The sequence below is a fragment of the Frigoribacterium sp. NPDC087798 genome, from assembly GCF_044742985.1.
Classification (GTDB): domain Bacteria; phylum Actinomycetota; class Actinomycetes; order Actinomycetales; family Microbacteriaceae; genus Frigoribacterium.
The window spans coordinates 193,339-209,625 of sequence record NZ_JBIUVP010000005.1; the positions used below are offsets into that span (position 1 = coordinate 193,339).

Below are 16,287 nucleotides of genomic sequence, written 5' to 3' on the forward strand. Positions count from 1 at the left end.
CGGGTCGGGTCGAGTTGGGGCAGGTCACCTCAGACGTGGGCGAGTCGGCCTCGGGCCTCGTCGTGGTCCAGGCCGGTGGCCATGAGCAGGTCGACGAGCAGCGGGCGCAGCATCAGCACGACCATCGCCTCGGTCACGGGCGCCCCGGGCAGCACGACCGTCGGATCGAGTCGACGGGCGACGGCCGACAGGGCCTCACGGGCGACGGGCCGCTGCTCGACGTCGTGCACCGACCGACCCAGCACGGCGACCGCGCGCGAGGTCGACTCGAGGAGGTCGGCCAGGGCCGACCGGTCGACGCCGTCGCCGAGCTGCGTGTCGAGCCGTCGCGCCACCACGCGCAGGTTGCGCACGGCGAGGTCGACGTAGCGCCGGACCGTCGCCTGCTGCCGCAGGTCGGGCAACCGGGAGCGGAGGAACGGTGACAGCCGCGCGATCGACTCGGCGGACTCGAGGGTGGACGACCAGTCGTCGAGCACCGGCTGGGTCGACCGCAACCGCTCGAGGGCGTCGTCGGCCCGCGGGGCGTCGTCGGTGCGGAGGGCGCCGACGAGCGCCGCGAAGGCCCGGTCTAGCTCGTCGAACAGGCGCCGGGCGTCGTGGCGGGCCAGGCCGACCGGGTCGCGCGGCACGATCGCCGTGACGAGCAACGCCACCGCTCCCCCGACCGCGCCGTCGATGCTGCGGACGAACGCCCCTCCGTCGGGGTCGGGCAGCAGCATGACGAGCATCGACTGGGTCGCGGCGGCCGCGGCGAAGGCGCCGCTCGACGAGAAGAACCGGGCGACGAGGAGCGTCACGAACAGCACCAGGGCGATCTGCCACAGCCCCTTGCCCACCACCATGAGCAGCACCTCGCTGAGCGCGATGCCGATGAGCACGCCGACCGCGTTCTCGAGCACCCGACGCGGACGGGCGTCACGGGCCAGGCCGAGCGACGAGATCGTGACGGTCACGGCCAGCAGGGGGATCGCGTGCCCGAGTCCGTAGTGCGTGATGGCGTAGGCCCCCGCCACGGCGAGCACGATCTGGACGATCGCCGGACCGGACGCGATCGTCCGCGCCGTCGCGTCGCGCACGTCGAAGGACGAGGAGGCGCGGTGCCAGCCGCGTCGCAGCCCGCCGCCGCGCGTCGGCCCGGTCACGACCGGGCCCGGGTGCACCGCGTCACCAGGCCGTCAGCGGCGGACGGCGCCGAGGCGCGGCAACCGGGGAACGCCTGCGGCGGCACCGGCCGAGGCGGGCACGACGATCTCTTGCGCAGCGGCGATCATCAGGTCGTCGACGACGACGGCCAGCGGTGCGGCCTCGTCGGTGCCGCGCTTGACGAGCGCGAGGGCCACCGGGCCCAGCTCGTGGTGCAGGGCGACGCTCGTGACGTGCCCGACCGACTTGGGTGCGGTCGCCTCGGGATCGGACACCGCGCCTCCTGCGGTGGCGGCTGCGTCGGGGGCACCGCCGGCGACCGGGGCCAGCACGACCTCGGCACCGCGCGGGGGCAGCACGCCGTCGCTGCCGTCGAGGTGGAGCATGACGAGCCGACGCGGCGGGTGACCGATGTTGTGCACCTTGGCGACGGTCTCTTGCCCGCGGTAGCAACCCTTGGTGAGGTGGACGGCGCTGCGCATCCAGTCGAGCTCGTGCGGGATGGTCCGCTCGTCGACCTCGGTCGAGAGCCGGGGACGCCAGGCCTCGATGCGCAGGGCCTCGAGGGCGAGGGTGCCCGCGACGGCGAGCCGGTCGGCCGGCGACGCGGCGAGGGCGTCGAGGTCGGAGCGCCGGACGAGGCTCTCGCGGTAGGTCCAGTCGTGACCCGGGTGACGGTCGGAGTCGGCGTAGCTGTGACCGCCGGCCGCGACCTCGTGCCAGGGGTCGACCCAGACGAGCGCCGTGTCGTGTGACATCAGGACCGGGACGATCGGAGCAGAGCCGTCAGGGCCGTCGGAGCCGTCGGGGCCGTCGGGGCCGTCGGGGCCGTCGAGCAGGTCGTGCATCGAGCCGATCGTCGCGACGTCGGCCGTGCGGTCGGCGACCTCGACGCGCAGCATGAAGCGCATCCGGTCGAGCCAGGTGCCGAGCGGTTCGACCTCGGCGCGGTCGACGAGCAGCCAGGTGGTCTCGCCGTCGTCGAGGACGCGGGCGGCGTGCTCGAGGCGGCCGTTGGCGTCGAGCAGCAGGGTCTCGGTCGAGACGCCCGGCGCGAGACCGACCAGGGCCTGGCTCGTCAGCGAGTTGAGCCAGCTGAGCCGGTCCGGCCCCGTGACGGTCAGCACGCCACGGTCGGAGAGGTCGACGATCGCCGCTCCCCGGGCGAGCAGTCGCTGTTCGCCGAGCGGATTGCCGTAGTGGGACGCCACGCCCGAGCCGTCGTCGACGAAGCCGTCGCGCGACGAGAAGGGCGAGACCACGGGGCCCGTGGTGTCGGGGGACGCGTCGCCGACGTCAGTCAACGCGCGCCAGCTGCCCGGATGCGTGCGAGCGCAGTTCTTGCCCGAGGGCCGCGATGTCCCAGGCCCAGAAGAGCTTGCCCTCGACGAGGCCGTACATGCGGGTGGCCGCCGAGTACTCCTTCGCGTTGCTCGACCGGACGACGGCGTCGGTCGCGAGGTCGATCCGCGGCCCCTTGACCCGTCCGAGGTAGAGCTCGTTCACGCCGGTCGGGTGGGCGATCTGCACCTCGAGGCCGAAGCCGTCGTCGGGCGTGCGGAGGATCTCGACCGCCCGGGCCGACGTGAAGGGCTGGACTCCGACGCCGGGCAGCATGCCCGGGCCGCGGTCACCCGGCTCGGCCGGACGTTCGAGCCGCCAGTAGCCCGTCTCGCTCGTCAGTGGCGTGTGCTCGTCGTCGAGCAGCCAGGTGAACGAGCTGTAGTTGAGGAACGGCAGGCCGTCGTGGCTGAAGCTGATGCGCTGCCCGAACTCGTGGGTGCGACGCTCGGTGCCCGGTTCGGAGTCGGGGTCGCCCTCGCCGATCTTGTAGTCGACGACGCCGGTGCCCTGCCAGACGCCGATCAACCACGAGAGGGGGACGAGCTCGGACGGCAGGTCGGTGGGGATGTCGATCATGGAGCGGTCAGCGCTGACCCTTGAACAACTTGAGCAGGACGACGACCGAGACGAAGCCGATGGCGAGGGTGGCGAGGCCGAGGAGCCCGATGTAGAACACCTCGAGTGCGAGCAGGGAATCCATGCCGTCGAGCCTACCCGGCGACCGCGGACGTGCCCAGCCCTTCGGGGCGACCGTTCAGACGAGCCGGGGGTCGGGCGTTCAGACGAGTGCGAAGACGCCCGTCACGACGGCCAGGATCACCAGGCTGCCGCAGGTGCTGAGCATCGTGCGTGAGACCAGGCCGTCCTTCTGGCTCGTGGCGAGCTGCAGCACGAAGGTGAGGACGATGGCCCCGCCGAGGGCCAGGACGACGTGGTCCCAGTACTCGGAGGCGGGCGACCGCAGGCCGATCAGCACGGCCACGACGAGCGTGGCGGCCCAGACCGGGACGACCGTGATCGGCTTCAGCCGTGCCGTCGTCGCGTCGACGTCTCGTTCGCCTGTCTGCACCGTTCGTCCCTCGTTCGTGTCCGCCGTTCTGCCGACCTGCCCTAGCATCGGATGGTCGGAGTGGCGGGGTCTCATGTTTTAGACTGCTCGACAGTACATTCACTGGAGGTCGTGTGGCGCAGCTCTTGGTACTGACGTCTGCGGGCGGCCCCGAGGTCCTGCCGTCTCTCGCCCTGCTCAGCCACCGTACCCGGCAGATCCCGGCCGAACCCGCGCAACTGGTGAACGCCCCCTCGAGCGACCTGATCTTCGTCGACGCCCGCGTCGACCTCGCCAGCGCCAAGTCGCTCTGCAAGATCCTGCGGACCACGGGCGTCACGGTGCCGCTCGTCCTGGTGCTCACCGAGGGCGGACTGACCGCCGTCAACAGCGAGTGGGGCGTCGACGACGTCATCCTCGAGACGGCCGGCCCCGCCGAGATCGACGCCCGCATCCGACTGGTCACCGGTCGTCTCGCGCAGTCGCAGAACGGCTCGAAGATCCACGCCTCCGGTGTCGTCATCGACGAGGCCAGCTACTCGGCGAAGGTGCACGGTCGCCCCCTCGACCTCACCTTCAAAGAGTTCGAGCTGCTGCGCTTCTTCGCCACGCATCCCTCCCGCGTCTTCACCCGTGAACAGCTGCTCAGCGAAGTCTGGGGCTACGACTACTTCGGCGGCACGCGCACGGTCGACGTGCACGTCCGACGGCTCCGGGCCAAGCTCGGCGACCTCGAGTCGTTGATCGGCACGGTGCGCAACGTGGGCTACCGGTTCAACGTCTACGACGACGACGCCCAGGCGGTCGTCTCGTGAGCACGGTGTCGCGGTGACCGACGTCGCCGACGCGACCGGCGCCTCCTTCGTGCCCCCGCTCGCCCGAGCGGCCACCACGGCCGACGGCAGCCCGCCGTTCTCCGACCAGACCCTGGTCGACGTCCGGTCGGGCGTCGCGACCGTCGTCGGCGATGCGCACGCCGCGGCGGTGCTGCGCGAGGGCGAGGCCGAGCTCGTCGTGCATCCCGACGACCGCCGACAGGGTCGCGGTGCCGAGTTGCTGCAACGACTCGTCGACGAGACCGAGGGCCCGCTGCTGTTCTGGGCACACGGTGACCACCCCGGCTCCCGCGTGCTCGCCGCGCGCTTCGGCCTCGCCGAGACCCGTCGCCTGCTGCAACAGCGTGCCGACGTCCCCGCCGAACCCCGTGCGCCCCGCCTCCGCGACGCCGACCGGGTCGCCTCGTTCCGGCCTGGAGTCGACGACGAGGCCTGGCTCGACCTCAACGCCCGCGCGTTCGCCGACCACCCCGAGCAGGGCTCGCTCGTCCAGGCGGACCTCGACGCCCGGAAGGCCGAGTCGTGGTTCGACGCCGACGACTTCCTCATGCTCTGGCGCGGCGACGACCTGCTGGCCTTCTGCTGGCTGAAGCTCGACGAGGGCCAGCCCGGGGAGTTCTACGCGGTCGGCGTCTCGCCCGACCACCAGGGCGAACGACTCGGAGGCGCGGTGGTCGACGCCGGGTTCGCGCGCCTCGCCGAGCGCGGCGCCGGCACCGCGGCGCTGTACGTCGAAGGGGACAACACCGCCGCCCTCCGGCTCTACGCGGCCCGCGGGTTCACGGACCACGCCGTCGACGTGCAGTACACCCTCACCCGCTGAACCCCGCCCGGGCACGGCCCGTCCTCGGGGGGGGGGGTGCGGGCCCCTCCGGTCCACCGATATGCTGCGGATCGGATGACAGCGATCGAGGGGGCATCATGACCGATCAGACCAGACCGGACGGCGACCAGGGGCACGACGAGCCGCAGCACGACGGGGCACCGGCCGGGGGCCACGAGCAGCCCGCCGCGTTCCCTTACCAGGGACTGCCGTACGGGCAGCAGCCCGAGGGGAACCCGCACCAGGCGACCGGCTACGGGGACCAGCTCTACGGCTCCTCGCCGCAGCCGGGCGACCAGGGACCGCCGCAGGGGGCGTACCAGCAGCCGTACGACGCCTCGGGCCAGCCGACCTCGCAGTTCGCGTACGCGCAGGCTCCGACTCCCCCGGCACCGAGGACGCCCGAAGAGGCCGCACGACGTCGACGACTGCTGATCGGCCTGATCGGTGGAGCAGCCCTGCTGCTCGTGCTGGTCGTGGCGGGTGCCGTGACGTTCGCCACGATGAGCGCCTCCCACCGGCCCGAGGCGGCCGTCCGCGACTACCTCGGCGCCGTCCAGGCCGGCGAGGTCGAACGCGCCCTCGCGCTCGACGGCACCGAGGTCGCCAAGGGCGACGTGCTGCTGACCGACGTGGCCTATGCCGCGGCCGGCGACCGGGTCGACGGGTTCCAGGTGGGTGCCGTCTCGACCGACGGGGACGACGCGCAGGTCGAGGCCGTCGTGCACCGCGGCGACGGGTCGACCCACGCCCAGGAGTTCACGCTCGTGCGCGACGGGCGCGATCTGCTCCTCTTCGACCGATGGGCGCTCCAGCCGGTCGACCTCGGCACGGTCTCGGTGCAGGTCGCCGGACCGGCATCGGCGGAGATCGCCGTCGACGGCACTCCCGTGACCCGGGGGTCCGACGGATCGGTGAGCCTCAAGGCCTTCCCCGGCAGCTACGAGGTCGCCCTCGCCGCCGAGAACGAGTCGTACTCGGCGACCTCCGCCACCGCCGTGGTCGAAGGCGCCGACGCCATCGCCCAACCGACCCTGCTCACGACCGCGCTCACGCCCGCCGGCACCGAGGCGGCGACCGCGGCCGTCGACGCCTGGGTGGCGGGCTGCATCGCCTCGACCGACCTGCGTCCGGAGGGCTGCAGCTTCGGCCTGTACGACACGGAGTCCGGTCGGTACACGCTGTCCGGCCAGAAGTGGACCCTCGAGTCCGCGCCGCAGTTCACCGTCGGCGACTGGCAGGACGGCGGGTGGACGGTGAGCACCACGACTCCGGGCTCGGCCTCCTTCACCGCCCAGGGCGTCGATGCTGCGGGAAACAGCGGCGTCTACGGCTCGCTCGCCCCCGTGCCGGTGCGGGTGGGCGGCCTCATCAGCGACGTGACCGCCGACGGCGCCACGTTCACCTCGAGCGTCGCCACGCCGCTCACCTGACCCAAGGGGTACAGCCGGGGTACAGAAGCGGGGCGGCGACGCCTACTCCTGGGGTCCGAGCCAACCTGCCACCGCACTCCCAGCACCGGGGAGTGGATTGAGGCACCGCGCAAGGCACGCATCCCATCGTCAGGAGAACAACATGAACCCCGTCAAGTTCCTTTCCGATCTCGGCCTCCAGAGCAAGCACGCCTACTGGGGCGGGTTCGCCTCGATCGTGATCGCCCTCGTGGCCTGGATCGCCTCGCAGGGCAAGGACTCGTCCGACAAGGCCCAGTCCGACCGTTGGGGCATCTTCATCGGCCACTGGGCGCCGACCTTCTTCGCCCTGGGCCTCGCCCTGAAGAACGAAGAGAAGTAACCGCAGGTCCTCCACTGCGACGACGCCCCCGCCCACCCGGCGGGGGCGTCGTCGTCCCCTCGACCGCTCCTCCCCCGCGGCCGGGTGTCCACACGTCATCTCGCGTTTACCCGGGACGACGCTGCGAGGCGGTCGGGGGTGGCACGATGGTGCGATGGACAGCAGCGAACCCCGCGTCGACGGCGCCGGCGTCACCCCCGACTTCCTCGACGACTTCGACGAGATCGTCAGCTTCGAGGACGGCACCCTGCCCGCCGAGCGCTACCTCGACCGCGAGCTGAGCTGGCTCGCGTTCAACCAGCGCGTGCTCGAGCTCGCAGAAGACCCGACCACGCCGCTGCTCGAACGGGCCAACTTCCTGGCGATCTTCGCGAGCAACCTCGACGAGTTCTTCATGGTGCGGGTCGCCGGCCTCAAGCGCCGCATCGCGACGGGCCTCGCCGTGCCGACCAACGTGGGGCGCGGGCCGAACGAGGTGTTGGCCGACATCAACCGGAAGGCCCACGAGCTGCAAGAACGCCACGCCCGGGCGTTCCTCGACCTCGTCAAGCCCGACCTCGACGACGCGGGCATCCACATCGAGAACTGGTCCGACCTCGAAGAGGCCGACCGGGTCCGCATGCGCGAGATCTTCGCCGAGCAGATCTTCCCGGTCCTCATGCCGCTGGCCGTCGATCCGGCCCACCCCTTCCCCTACATCTCGGGGCTGTCCCTGAACCTGTCCATCCGCGTCCGCAACCCCAAGACGATGCGACAGGAGTTCGCGCGCCTCAAGGTGCCGCAGATGCTGCCGCGCTTCGTGCAGCTGCCCGACAACGACAGCGGGCGCGTGCGGTTCATCCCCCTCGAGGACTTGATCGCCAACCACCTGCAAGACCTCTTCCCCGGCATGGAGGTCGTCGAGCACCACGTGTTCCGCGTCACCCGCAACGAGGACGTCGAGGTCGACGAGGACGAGTCGGAGAACCTCATCCAGGCCCTCGAGCGCGAGTTGCTGCGCCGCCGGTTCGGTCCGCCGATCCGCCTCGAGATCACCGACGACATGGACCCGGTCACGCTCGAGCTGCTCGTGCGCGAACTCGACGTGACCGATCAAGAGGTCTACAAGCTGCCGGCCCCGCTCGACCTGGCCGGCCTGTTCGAGATCACCAAGATGCCGCGGGCCGACCTCAAGTACCCCAAGCACCTGCCGACCACCGCCGTGCAGCTGCAGCAGACCGAGCCGAACATGAAGCCCGACATGTTCGCGAGCATCGCCCGGCAGGACATCCTCGTGCACCACCCGTACGAGTCGTTCGCGACCAGCGTGCAGGCGTTCCTCGAACAGGCCGCGGCCGACCCCAACGTGCTGGCCATCAAGCAGACGCTCTACCGCACCAGCGGCGACAGCCCGATCATCGAGGCGCTCATCGACGCCGCCGAGGCGGGCAAGCAGGTCCTCGCGCTGGTCGAGGTCAAGGCGCGGTTCGACGAACAGAACAACATCACCTGGGCCCGCAAGCTCGAGAAGGCCGGCGTGCACGTCGTCTACGGCCTCGTCGGGCTCAAGACCCATTGCAAGCTCGCCCTGGTCATCCGCCAGGAGAAGGGCACGCTCAAGCACTACACGCACATCGGAACGGGCAACTACAACCCGAAGACCAGCCGCATCTACGAAGACATGGGGCTCTTCACCGCCGACGACCAGGTCGGGAAAGACCTGACGCGCCTGTTCAACGAGCTGTCGGGCTACGCGATCGAGAAGAAGTTCAAGCGGCTGCTCGTGGCTCCCCGCTACCTCCGCCGAGGTCTGCTCAAGCAGATCCAGAACGAGATCGAGAACGCCCAGGCCGGCCGACCCGCCGGCATCCGCATCAAGATCAACTCCATCGTCGACGAGCAGATCATCGACGCCCTCTACAAGGCGAGCCAGGCGGGGGTGCCCGTCGACGTCTGGGTGCGCGGCATCTGCACCATCAAGCCGGGCGAGCCGGGCCTGAGCGAGAACATCCGGGTGCGGTCGATCCTCGGGCGGTACCTCGAGCACAGCCGTCTGTTCTGGTTCCTCAACGACGGCGACCCGCAGGTCTTCATCGGGAGCGCCGACATGATGCACCGCAACCTCGACCGTCGCGTCGAGGCCCTGGTGCGCCTGACGCAGGCCGACCACCTCGCCGAGGTCGCCGACCTGTTCGAGCAGGCGATGTCGGACGAGACCGCCTCGTGGTGGCTCGAGGCCGACGGCACCTGGACCCGCCACGCGCGTGACGCCGACGGCCGCTCGCTGACCGATCTGCAGAACGCCCAGATGAAGGCCATCACGCAGCGGAAGCGCTCCAAGCGATGACCATCACCTCGACGACGGTCGTCGCCGCGGGTGCCGTCTGCTGGCGCCTCGTCGACGGCAAGGTCCGGGTGCTGCTGATCCACCGCGACCACCACGGCGACGTCTCGCTGCCTAAGGGCAAGGTCGACCCGGGCGAGGCGACGCCGCAGACGGCCGTGCGCGAGATCCACGAAGAGACGGGCTACCGGGTGACGCTGGGCGCCCCGCTCGGCACGGCCGAGTACCTGCTGCCCGGCGGTCGCGACAAGGTGGTGCACTACTGGTCCGCCGAGGTCACCGACGAGTCCTTCGCCGCGGCCGGGACGTTCACGCCCAACCACGAGGTCGCGGCCATCGAGTGGGTCGGCATCGAGAAGGCGAAGGCCATGCTGACCTACGCCCGCGACGCCGACGTGCTGCAGCGCTTCGCCGACCGGGTGGCGACGGGCACGGCCCGCACCTTCCCGATCGTGGCCCTGCGCCACGCCAAGACGACCTCGCCGTCCGACTGGCACGGCTCGGACGCCACGCGCCCCCTGCTGCCCCAGGGCCGCCGCCAGGCGAGGTCGGTCGCCCCCGTCATCGCCGCCTGGGCCCCCACCCGCATCGTCAGCAGCACGGCGGCGCGGTGCCTGGCCACCCTCGAGCCCCTCTCCGAGCTGACCCGGGTCGGCGTCAAGCAGACCGACGCGATCAGCCAGGACGCCTTCGAGCAGGGCACGGACGACGTCGCCGGCGTCGTCAAGAAACGCCTCAAGAAGAAGGCCGCTGCCGTCATCTGCAGCCACGGCCCGGTGCTGCCCGAGGTCATCCGACAGATCTCGTTGGGCACCAAGGGGGGCGACCGCATCGACCTGCGCCGTGCCTCGTCGCTCGGCACGGCCGAGTTCACGGTGCTGCACGTCTCGGTCGACGACACGGCGCTCGTCGCGATCGAGACGCACGGCCCGGCCGCCTGACCCGCGCCTCCTCGGCTCCTCGCGACGCCGAGACGGTCGACCCCCGCCCGCACCGGGCGGGGGTCGACCGCCGTCCGGACGCGCCTGTCCGGGCCGATGTTCCCCCCTCGTTCACCTTCCGTTCACCGGGGCAGGCGACCGTGGTTAACCCGTCGCCGTAGCGTCTCGCACGGGTCGGCACCTGGCCCACAGCACCCAGCCATCACATCCCGAAAAGGACCCCCCTGTGAACTTCAAGCGCACCGGCAGCATCGTCGCGATCGCCGCGGTCGGAACCATGCTCCTCGCGTCCTGCGCCAGCAACGAAGGCGGCGCCACGCCTTCGGGCGGCGCATCGTCCAGCGACGTCTCCGGCTCCATCAAGGGCGTCGGCGCCTCGTCGCAGCAGGCCGCCCAGGAGGCCTGGGTCGCGGCCTTCCAGACCGCCAACCCCGACGCCAACATCGGCTACGAGCCCTCCGGCTCGGGCAGCGGCCGCGAGAGCTTCATCTCGGGTGCCGCGGACTTCGCCGGTTCCGACCGCGCGTTCAAGACCGACGAGATCTCGTCGAGCACCTTCGCCGGCTGCACGCCCGACACCGGCATCGTCGAGCTGCCCGCCTACGTCTCGCCCATCGCGGTCGTCTTCAACCTCGACGGCGTCGACGAGCTCAACCTGACGCCCGCCACCCTCGCCGGCATCTTCAGCGGCAAGATCACCACCTGGGACGCCTCCGAGATCAAGGCCGACAACCCCGACGCCGACCTGCCCAGCACGGGCATCACCGCCGTCCACCGTTCGGACGACTCGGGCACCACCGAGAACTTCACCGACTACCTGCACGCCACGGCCGGCGACACCTGGACCGAAGAGGCCGACGGCACCTGGCCGACCGCGTTCGGCGGCGAGGGCGCCTCGGGCACCACCGGCGTGATCGACGCCGTCACCAACGGCACCGGCACCATCGGCTACGCCGACGCCTCGCGCGCCGGTGACCTCGGAACCGTCAAGGTCAAGGTCGGCGACGACTTCGTCGGCTACTCGGCCGAGGCCGCTGCCGCCATCGTCGACGAGTCGCCCGAAGAAGAAGGCCGCACCGAGGGCGACATCGCCATCGCGCTCGACCGGACCTCGACCGCATCCGGCGTGTACCCGATCGTCCTGGTCAGCTACCTCGTCGCCTGCGAGTCCTACGAGGACGCCGCCAAGGGCGAGCTCGTGAAGGCGTACCTCTCGTACGTCACCAGCGAAGAAGGCCAGAAGGCCGCGGCCGACGCCGCCGGTTCGGCCCCGATCTCGAGCACCCTCTCGGGTCAGGTCGCCGACGCCATCGCACTGATCAAGTAACACCGCACCACCTCGGGGGCCCGGGAACGCACCGCGTGCGTTCCCGGGCCGTCGGCCTGACAGGCACCACCAGCACCAGCACCACCAGCACACCCGCACCCGTTCGCCCCCGATCCCCACCCGAGCCTCCGGAGGACCCCGTCCGATGACCGCCCCCGCCACGACCTCGGCCCCCGCCGTCGTCCCGAAGCCCAAGCGACGTCCCGCCGACCGGATCTTCTCGGGCAGCACCGTCGTCGCGGGTGGTCTCATCCTCGCGATCCTGGCCGCCGTCGCCCTCTTCCTCGTCGTGCAGAGCATCCCGGCACTCACCGCCGCCCCGGGCGAGGTCTCGCTCTCGGGCTACCCCGGCACCTTCTGGCAGTACGTCGGCCCCTTGGCCTTCGGCACCGTCTACGCCGCCGCGCTGGCCCTTCTGATGGCCCTGCCGGTCGCCATCGGCATCGCGCTCTTCATCTCGCACTACGCTCCCCGCAAGCTCGCCCAGGGCCTCGGCTACGTCATCGACCTCCTGGCCGCGGTGCCGTCGGTCGTCTTCGGCCTGTGGGGCAGCATCGTGCTCGCCCCGGCGATCCAGCCGTTCTACGACTGGCTCGTGAACACCTTCGGCTGGTTCCCGCTCTTCGCCGGCCCCGTCTCGGGCACCGGGCGCACGCTGCTGACCGCCTCGATCGTGCTCGCCGTGATGATCCTCCCGATCATCACCGCCCTCAGCCGCGAGGTCTTCCTGCAGACGCCCGTGCTGCACGAGGAGGCCGCCCTGGCCCTCGGCGCCACCCGGTGGGAGATGATCCAGATCGCCGTGCTGCCCTTCGGCCGGCCCGGCATCATCTCGTCGGCCATGCTGGGGCTCGGACGCGCGCTCGGCGAGACCATGGCCGTCGCCCTGGTGCTGTCACCCGCCCTCGTGATCAACCCCGCGATCCTCACGTCGACGAACTCGTCGACGATCGCGGCCAACATCGCCCTGAGGTTCCCCGAGGCACACGACATCGGGATCAACACCCTCATCGCGACGGGCCTCGTGCTCTTCGTCATCACCCTGATCGTCAACTCGATCGCCCGCTACGTCATCAACCGCCGCAAGGCCTTCTCGGGAGCGAACTGATGGCCACCACCACCGCCGGCGTGCGCCGGTCCACCCGCACGGTCAACGCCCTCACGACGGGGCGCCTGCCCAAGGCCGCGCCCCTCGTCATCCTGCTCGGCAGCTGGGTCGTCATGAGCGTCGTCTTCGCCCTCCTGAACGCAGCCGGCGTCACCGAGACCTTCAACTGGGTCGGAGCGATCGTCCTCGGGACCGTGCTCTACGCCGCGCTCGTGTTCGTCGTCGCGATGCAGGTCGAGGGCATCCGCCGGGCGAAGGACCGCGTCGTCACCACCCTCGTGAGCGCCGCCTTCATCATCGCGCTCGTGCCGCTGGTGTCGTTGCTCATCACCGTCGTGACGTCCGGGACGAACCGGTTCGACGCCGACTTCTTCTCGATGTCGATGCGCAACATCGTCGGCGCCGGCGGCGGCGGGCTGCACGCCGTCACGGGCACCCTGCTCATCACCGCCCTCGCCGCGGTGATCTCCGTGCCGATCGGGCTGCTCACGGCCATCTACCTGGTCGAGTACGGCCAGGGCCGCCTGGCCCGCTCCATCACGTTCTTCGTCGACGTCATGACGGGCATCCCGTCGATCGTCGCCGGCCTGTTCGCCTACGCCTTGTTCGTCATCTTCTTCGGTGCGGGCGTCCGCATGGGCGCGGCCGGTTCGGTCGCCCTGGCCGTGCTGATGATCCCGGTCGTCGTGCGCAGCACCGAAGAGATGCTCAAGCTGGTGCCGAACGAGCTGCGCGAGGCGTCGTACGCCCTCGGCGTGCCGAAGTGGCTGACCATCCTGAAGGTGGTCATCCCCACGTCGGTGGCCGGCATCACGACGGGCGTCATGCTCGCCATCGCCCGCGTCGTCGGCGAAACGGCTCCGCTGCTGATCACCGCCGGGTTCACGGCGAACATGAACTACAACCTGTTCGGCGGAGCCATGCAGTCGCTTCCGGTCTTCGCCTACAGCTCGTACGTCAGCCAGGGCACCGACGCCGCCGCGTTCATCGACAGGGCCTGGACCTCGGCCCTCACCCTCATCCTCCTGGTGATGGCGTTGAACCTGCTGGCCCGCGTGATCGCCCGCGTCTTCGCCCCCAAGCTCGGCCGCTGACCCGGCCGCCCCGACCCACACCCCGTCCCGGCTCCCGCCCGGCTCCCACCCCGAAGGAATCACCGTGTCCAAGCGCATCGAGGTCAACGACCTCAACGTCTACTACAGCAAGTTCAAGGCTGTCGAAGACGTCAACATCACCATCGAGCCCCGCACGGTCACCGCGTTCATCGGCCCGTCCGGCTGTGGCAAGTCGACCTTCCTGCGCACGCTGAACCGCATGCACGAGGTCATCCCCGGTGCCTACGTCGAGGGCGAGGTGCTGATCGACGGCAACGACCTCTACAGCCCCGGCGTCGACCCCGTCCTGGTCCGTCGACAGGTCGGCATGGTGTTCCAGCGCCCCAACCCGTTCCCGACGATGAGCATCCGCGACAACGTGCTCGCGGGCGTCAAGCTCAACAACCGTCGCATGTCGAAGAGCGACCAGGACGGCCTCGTCGAGTCGTCGCTGCAGGGCGCGAACCTCTGGAACGAGGTCAAGGACCGCCTCGACAAGCCCGGCTCGGGCCTCTCGGGTGGTCAGCAGCAGCGCCTCTGCATCGCGCGGGCCATCGCGGTCTCCCCCGACGTCGTGCTGATGGACGAGCCCTGCTCGGCCCTCGACCCGATCTCGACGCTCGCCATCGAGGACCTCATCGAGGAGCTCAAGCAGCAGTACACGATCGTCATCGTGACCCACAACATGCAGCAGGCCAGCCGCGTCAGCGACAAGACCGCGTTCTTCAACATCGCGGGCACCGGCAAGCCCGGCAAGCTCATCGAGTACGACGACACCGCGAAGATGTTCTCGAACCCGAGCGTGCAGGCCACGGAAGACTACGTGTCGGGACGCTTCGGCTGATCGGAGCCGCGCCTCCTCGGGGTGAGGCGCACCCACCCGCGGCGTGTCCGTGAGGGGCACACGAGAAGAGGCGGTCCACCACGTGGTGGACCGCCTCTTCTGGCGTGGCGACGGGTCAGGCGCTGGGGATGGCGACGACCGGGTCGCTGGTCGGCGAGGACGAGCCACCCGCCGGCTCGACCGTGATGCCGATGGTGTCGCCCGCGTTCATCTCACCCTTGAGCAGGTGCGTGGCCGGGGCGCTCGACGAGGCGTCGAAGGTACCCGCGGGGACGGCGCCGTCATCGTTGATGTACCAGAGCTCGTAGGTCTGGTCACCGGGCAGCGAGGTCATCCCGTCGACGACGACGGCCGAGCGGCCGAGCTCGTCCGACCAGATGAGCGTCGCCTTGCCGCCGGTGCTGACGTCGGCCACCGAGCGCTGGAAGTCGCTCGCGGCGTAGATCTCGTCGATGCCCGAGGCCTGCTGTTCTTGCTGCTGGCCGGACTGACCGAGGCCCTCGACGAGGGCTCCACCGCCGAAGAAGAGCGCGGCGGCCGCGGCGGCCGCCCCGAGGACGGCGACGGGGCGCGTGAACCAACGACGGTGCGCGGCTCCGGTCGGCGTGAGGACGCGGGCGCCCTCGGTTTCGCTCGGCTCCATCTCGGGGGCGGGGGTGCGCTCGACGCGACGTGCGTGGTCGTCGTCACCCGCGCCTCCTGCGGTCGTCGCGATGTCGTGGTCTGCCGTGGGGCTCGTCGGTGCCGCCGTCGCCGTGAGCGGCGCGAGCTGCGGCGTCGACGCGATGAGGTCGAGCACGCTTGCGCGGAGCCCGGCCGACGGGGTGACGGGCCGGGCCGCGTGAGCGAGCAACAATGCGGTCTCTCTCAATTCGGCCACCTCCGTCCTGGTGTCGTCGTGCTGGTCTGATGTGTCGTCGAGGAGTGCCTCGAACGCGTGTCGTTCGTCGTCGCTCAGTGCGTTGAGCACGTAGGCGCCGGACAGGTTGTCGGTGTCGGTTCTCGTGGTGCCCGCGTCGTCCGCGTGGCGGCCGTGCGTGGGCTCGTCGTGGTCGGTCACGAAGCCACCCCCATCTCGTCGCGCAGACGGATCATGCCGTCGCGCAGTCTGGTCTTGACCGTGCCGATCGGCACGTCCAACAGTTTCGCGACCTCGCTGTGGCTGAGGCCGCCGTAGTAGGCGAGCTTCACCGCCTGCCGTTGCAGTTCGGTGAGGCGTCCGAGGGCCCGCTCGACCCGCTCGTGCTCGATGCGGATCTCGACGGACTCGGTGACCGAGTCGAAGTCGGTCTCGAGGTCGCGCACGCCGATCTTGAGGTCGCGGTCGCGACCGGCCTGGGAGGCGCGGATGCGGTCGACGGCTCGTCGGTGCGCCATCGTGAGCATCCAGCTGGCGGCGCTGCCCCGGGTGGAGTCGAAGCGCGTGGCGTTCTGCCAGATCTCGAGGAAGACCTCTTGGGCCACCTCTTCGGACTGGGCGTGGTCTTTCAGGAGGCGCTTGATCAGACCCAGCACGCGGGGCGCCGTCTGATCGTACAGCTCGGCGAAAGCGGCCTGATCACCCTGGGCGACCCGCGGCAACAACATGTCGGGGGTCGACGGAGCAGGCCCGCTCTCGGGTGTCTCTGTCTCTCGGGTCACGAGTTCGAGCATGTCAGG

Annotated in this window: 16 protein-coding genes; 10 read left to right on the forward strand and 6 right to left on the reverse strand. The window is 70.5% G+C overall.

Going from position 1 to position 16,287, the window contains the following annotated elements; translation table 11 throughout:
• Positions 1 to 29: 29 nt before the first annotated feature.
• From ACIOSR_RS13630 to ACIOSR_RS13645, 4 genes are all read right to left on the reverse strand, one after another.
• Positions 30 to 1,145, reverse strand: a complete 1,116-nt coding sequence (locus ACIOSR_RS13630; RefSeq protein ID WP_402752892.1) for an aromatic acid exporter family protein — start codon at positions 1,143 to 1,145, stop codon at positions 30 to 32.
• Positions 1,146 to 1,178: 33 nt separating this feature from the next.
• Positions 1,179 to 2,408, reverse strand: coding sequence for a YgfZ/GcvT domain-containing protein (locus ACIOSR_RS13635; RefSeq protein WP_402752904.1), 1,230 nt, complete (start codon positions 2,406 to 2,408; stop codon positions 1,179 to 1,181).
• 34 nt (positions 2,409 to 2,442) lie between these two features.
• On the reverse strand, positions 2,443 to 3,066 hold the full coding sequence (locus ACIOSR_RS13640) for an FABP family protein (RefSeq protein ID WP_043597230.1): 624 nt from the start codon (positions 3,064 to 3,066) through the stop codon (positions 2,443 to 2,445).
• A gap of 202 nt (positions 3,067 to 3,268) precedes the next feature.
• Entirely contained in the window at positions 3,269 to 3,559 is a 291-nt protein-coding gene (locus tag ACIOSR_RS13645) for a hypothetical protein (protein ID WP_056043223.1), read from the reverse strand.
• Positions 3,560 to 3,672: 113 nt separating this feature from the next.
• On the opposite strand from ACIOSR_RS13645, the gene ACIOSR_RS13650 reads away from it, so the two are divergent.
• The 10 genes from ACIOSR_RS13650 (at position 3,673) to pstB (ending at position 14,628) form a co-directional block, all read left to right on the forward strand.
• Positions 3,673 to 4,353, forward strand: coding sequence for a winged helix-turn-helix domain-containing protein (locus ACIOSR_RS13650; RefSeq protein WP_056043227.1), 681 nt, complete (start codon positions 3,673 to 3,675; stop codon positions 4,351 to 4,353).
• 13 nt (positions 4,354 to 4,366) lie between these two features.
• A complete protein-coding gene (gene mshD, locus ACIOSR_RS13655; protein WP_402752893.1) occupies positions 4,367 to 5,197 on the forward strand; it encodes a mycothiol synthase in 831 nt (276 codons plus the stop codon).
• Between the two features lie 98 nt (positions 5,198 to 5,295).
• A complete protein-coding gene (locus tag ACIOSR_RS13660) occupies positions 5,296 to 6,630 on the forward strand; it encodes a hypothetical protein (protein WP_402752894.1) in 1,335 nt (444 codons plus the stop codon).
• A 142-nt stretch (positions 6,631 to 6,772) separates the two neighbouring features.
• Positions 6,773 to 6,991 carry a hypothetical protein gene (locus ACIOSR_RS13665; protein WP_054146872.1) on the forward strand — a complete coding sequence of 73 codons (219 nt, stop codon included), beginning with the start codon at positions 6,773 to 6,775 and terminating at the stop codon, positions 6,989 to 6,991.
• Positions 6,992 to 7,145: 154 nt separating this feature from the next.
• Positions 7,146 to 9,317, forward strand: coding sequence for an RNA degradosome polyphosphate kinase (locus ACIOSR_RS13670; RefSeq protein WP_056043235.1), 2,172 nt, complete (start codon positions 7,146 to 7,148; stop codon positions 9,315 to 9,317).
• Positions 9,314 to 10,255, forward strand: a complete 942-nt coding sequence (locus ACIOSR_RS13675; protein WP_056043236.1) for an NUDIX hydrolase — start codon at positions 9,314 to 9,316, stop codon at positions 10,253 to 10,255. Before ACIOSR_RS13670 ends, ACIOSR_RS13675 begins: the two co-directional genes overlap by 4 nt.
• A gap of 226 nt (positions 10,256 to 10,481) precedes the next feature.
• Positions 10,482 to 11,582 carry a phosphate ABC transporter substrate-binding protein PstS gene (locus ACIOSR_RS13680; RefSeq protein ID WP_402752895.1) on the forward strand — a complete coding sequence of 367 codons (1,101 nt, stop codon included), beginning with the start codon at positions 10,482 to 10,484 and terminating at the stop codon, positions 11,580 to 11,582.
• Positions 11,583 to 11,727: 145 nt separating this feature from the next.
• Entirely contained in the window at positions 11,728 to 12,690 is a 963-nt protein-coding gene (pstC, locus tag ACIOSR_RS13685) for a phosphate ABC transporter permease subunit PstC (protein WP_137847466.1), read from the forward strand.
• On the forward strand, positions 12,690 to 13,784 hold the full coding sequence (gene pstA, locus ACIOSR_RS13690; protein WP_402752896.1) for a phosphate ABC transporter permease PstA: 1,095 nt from the start codon (positions 12,690 to 12,692) through the stop codon (positions 13,782 to 13,784). Before pstC ends, pstA begins: the two co-directional genes overlap by 1 nt.
• A gap of 64 nt (positions 13,785 to 13,848) precedes the next feature.
• A complete protein-coding gene (gene pstB, locus ACIOSR_RS13695) occupies positions 13,849 to 14,628 on the forward strand; it encodes a phosphate ABC transporter ATP-binding protein PstB (RefSeq protein WP_043597259.1) in 780 nt (259 codons plus the stop codon).
• Between the two features lie 115 nt (positions 14,629 to 14,743).
• Here the strand turns inward: pstB and ACIOSR_RS13700 are convergent, their stop codons facing one another.
• Positions 14,744 to 15,688: an anti-sigma factor gene (locus tag ACIOSR_RS13700; RefSeq protein ID WP_173153206.1), complete on the reverse strand. Its 945-nt coding sequence runs from the start codon at positions 15,686 to 15,688 to the stop codon at positions 14,744 to 14,746.
• Positions 15,685 to 16,281: a sigma-70 family RNA polymerase sigma factor gene (locus ACIOSR_RS13705; RefSeq protein ID WP_056043251.1), complete on the reverse strand. Its 597-nt coding sequence runs from the start codon at positions 16,279 to 16,281 to the stop codon at positions 15,685 to 15,687. The genes ACIOSR_RS13700 and ACIOSR_RS13705 overlap by 4 nt, the downstream gene beginning before the upstream one ends.
• Positions 16,282 to 16,287: the final 6 nt, after the last annotated feature.

Bases quoted from the DNA above. Each gene is read 5' to 3' on its own strand.
- ACIOSR_RS13640 (WP_043597230.1), bottom strand. From the start codon at position 3,066: ATGATCGACATCCCCACCGACCTGCCGTCCGAGCTCGTCCCCCTCTCG.
- ACIOSR_RS13660 (WP_402752894.1), top strand. From the start codon at position 5,296: ATGACCGATCAGACCAGACCGGACGGCGACCAGGGGCACGACGAGCCG.
- ACIOSR_RS13665 (WP_054146872.1), top strand. From the start codon at position 6,773: ATGAACCCCGTCAAGTTCCTTTCCGATCTCGGCCTCCAGAGCAAGCAC.
- ACIOSR_RS13670 (WP_056043235.1), top strand. From the start codon at position 7,146: ATGGACAGCAGCGAACCCCGCGTCGACGGCGCCGGCGTCACCCCCGAC.
- ACIOSR_RS13675 (WP_056043236.1), top strand. From the start codon at position 9,314: ATGACCATCACCTCGACGACGGTCGTCGCCGCGGGTGCCGTCTGCTGG.
- pstC (WP_137847466.1), top strand. From the start codon at position 11,728: ATGACCGCCCCCGCCACGACCTCGGCCCCCGCCGTCGTCCCGAAGCCC.
- pstA (WP_402752896.1), top strand. From the start codon at position 12,690: ATGGCCACCACCACCGCCGGCGTGCGCCGGTCCACCCGCACGGTCAAC.
- ACIOSR_RS13705 (WP_056043251.1), bottom strand. From the start codon at position 16,281: ATGCTCGAACTCGTGACCCGAGAGACAGAGACACCCGAGAGCGGGCCT.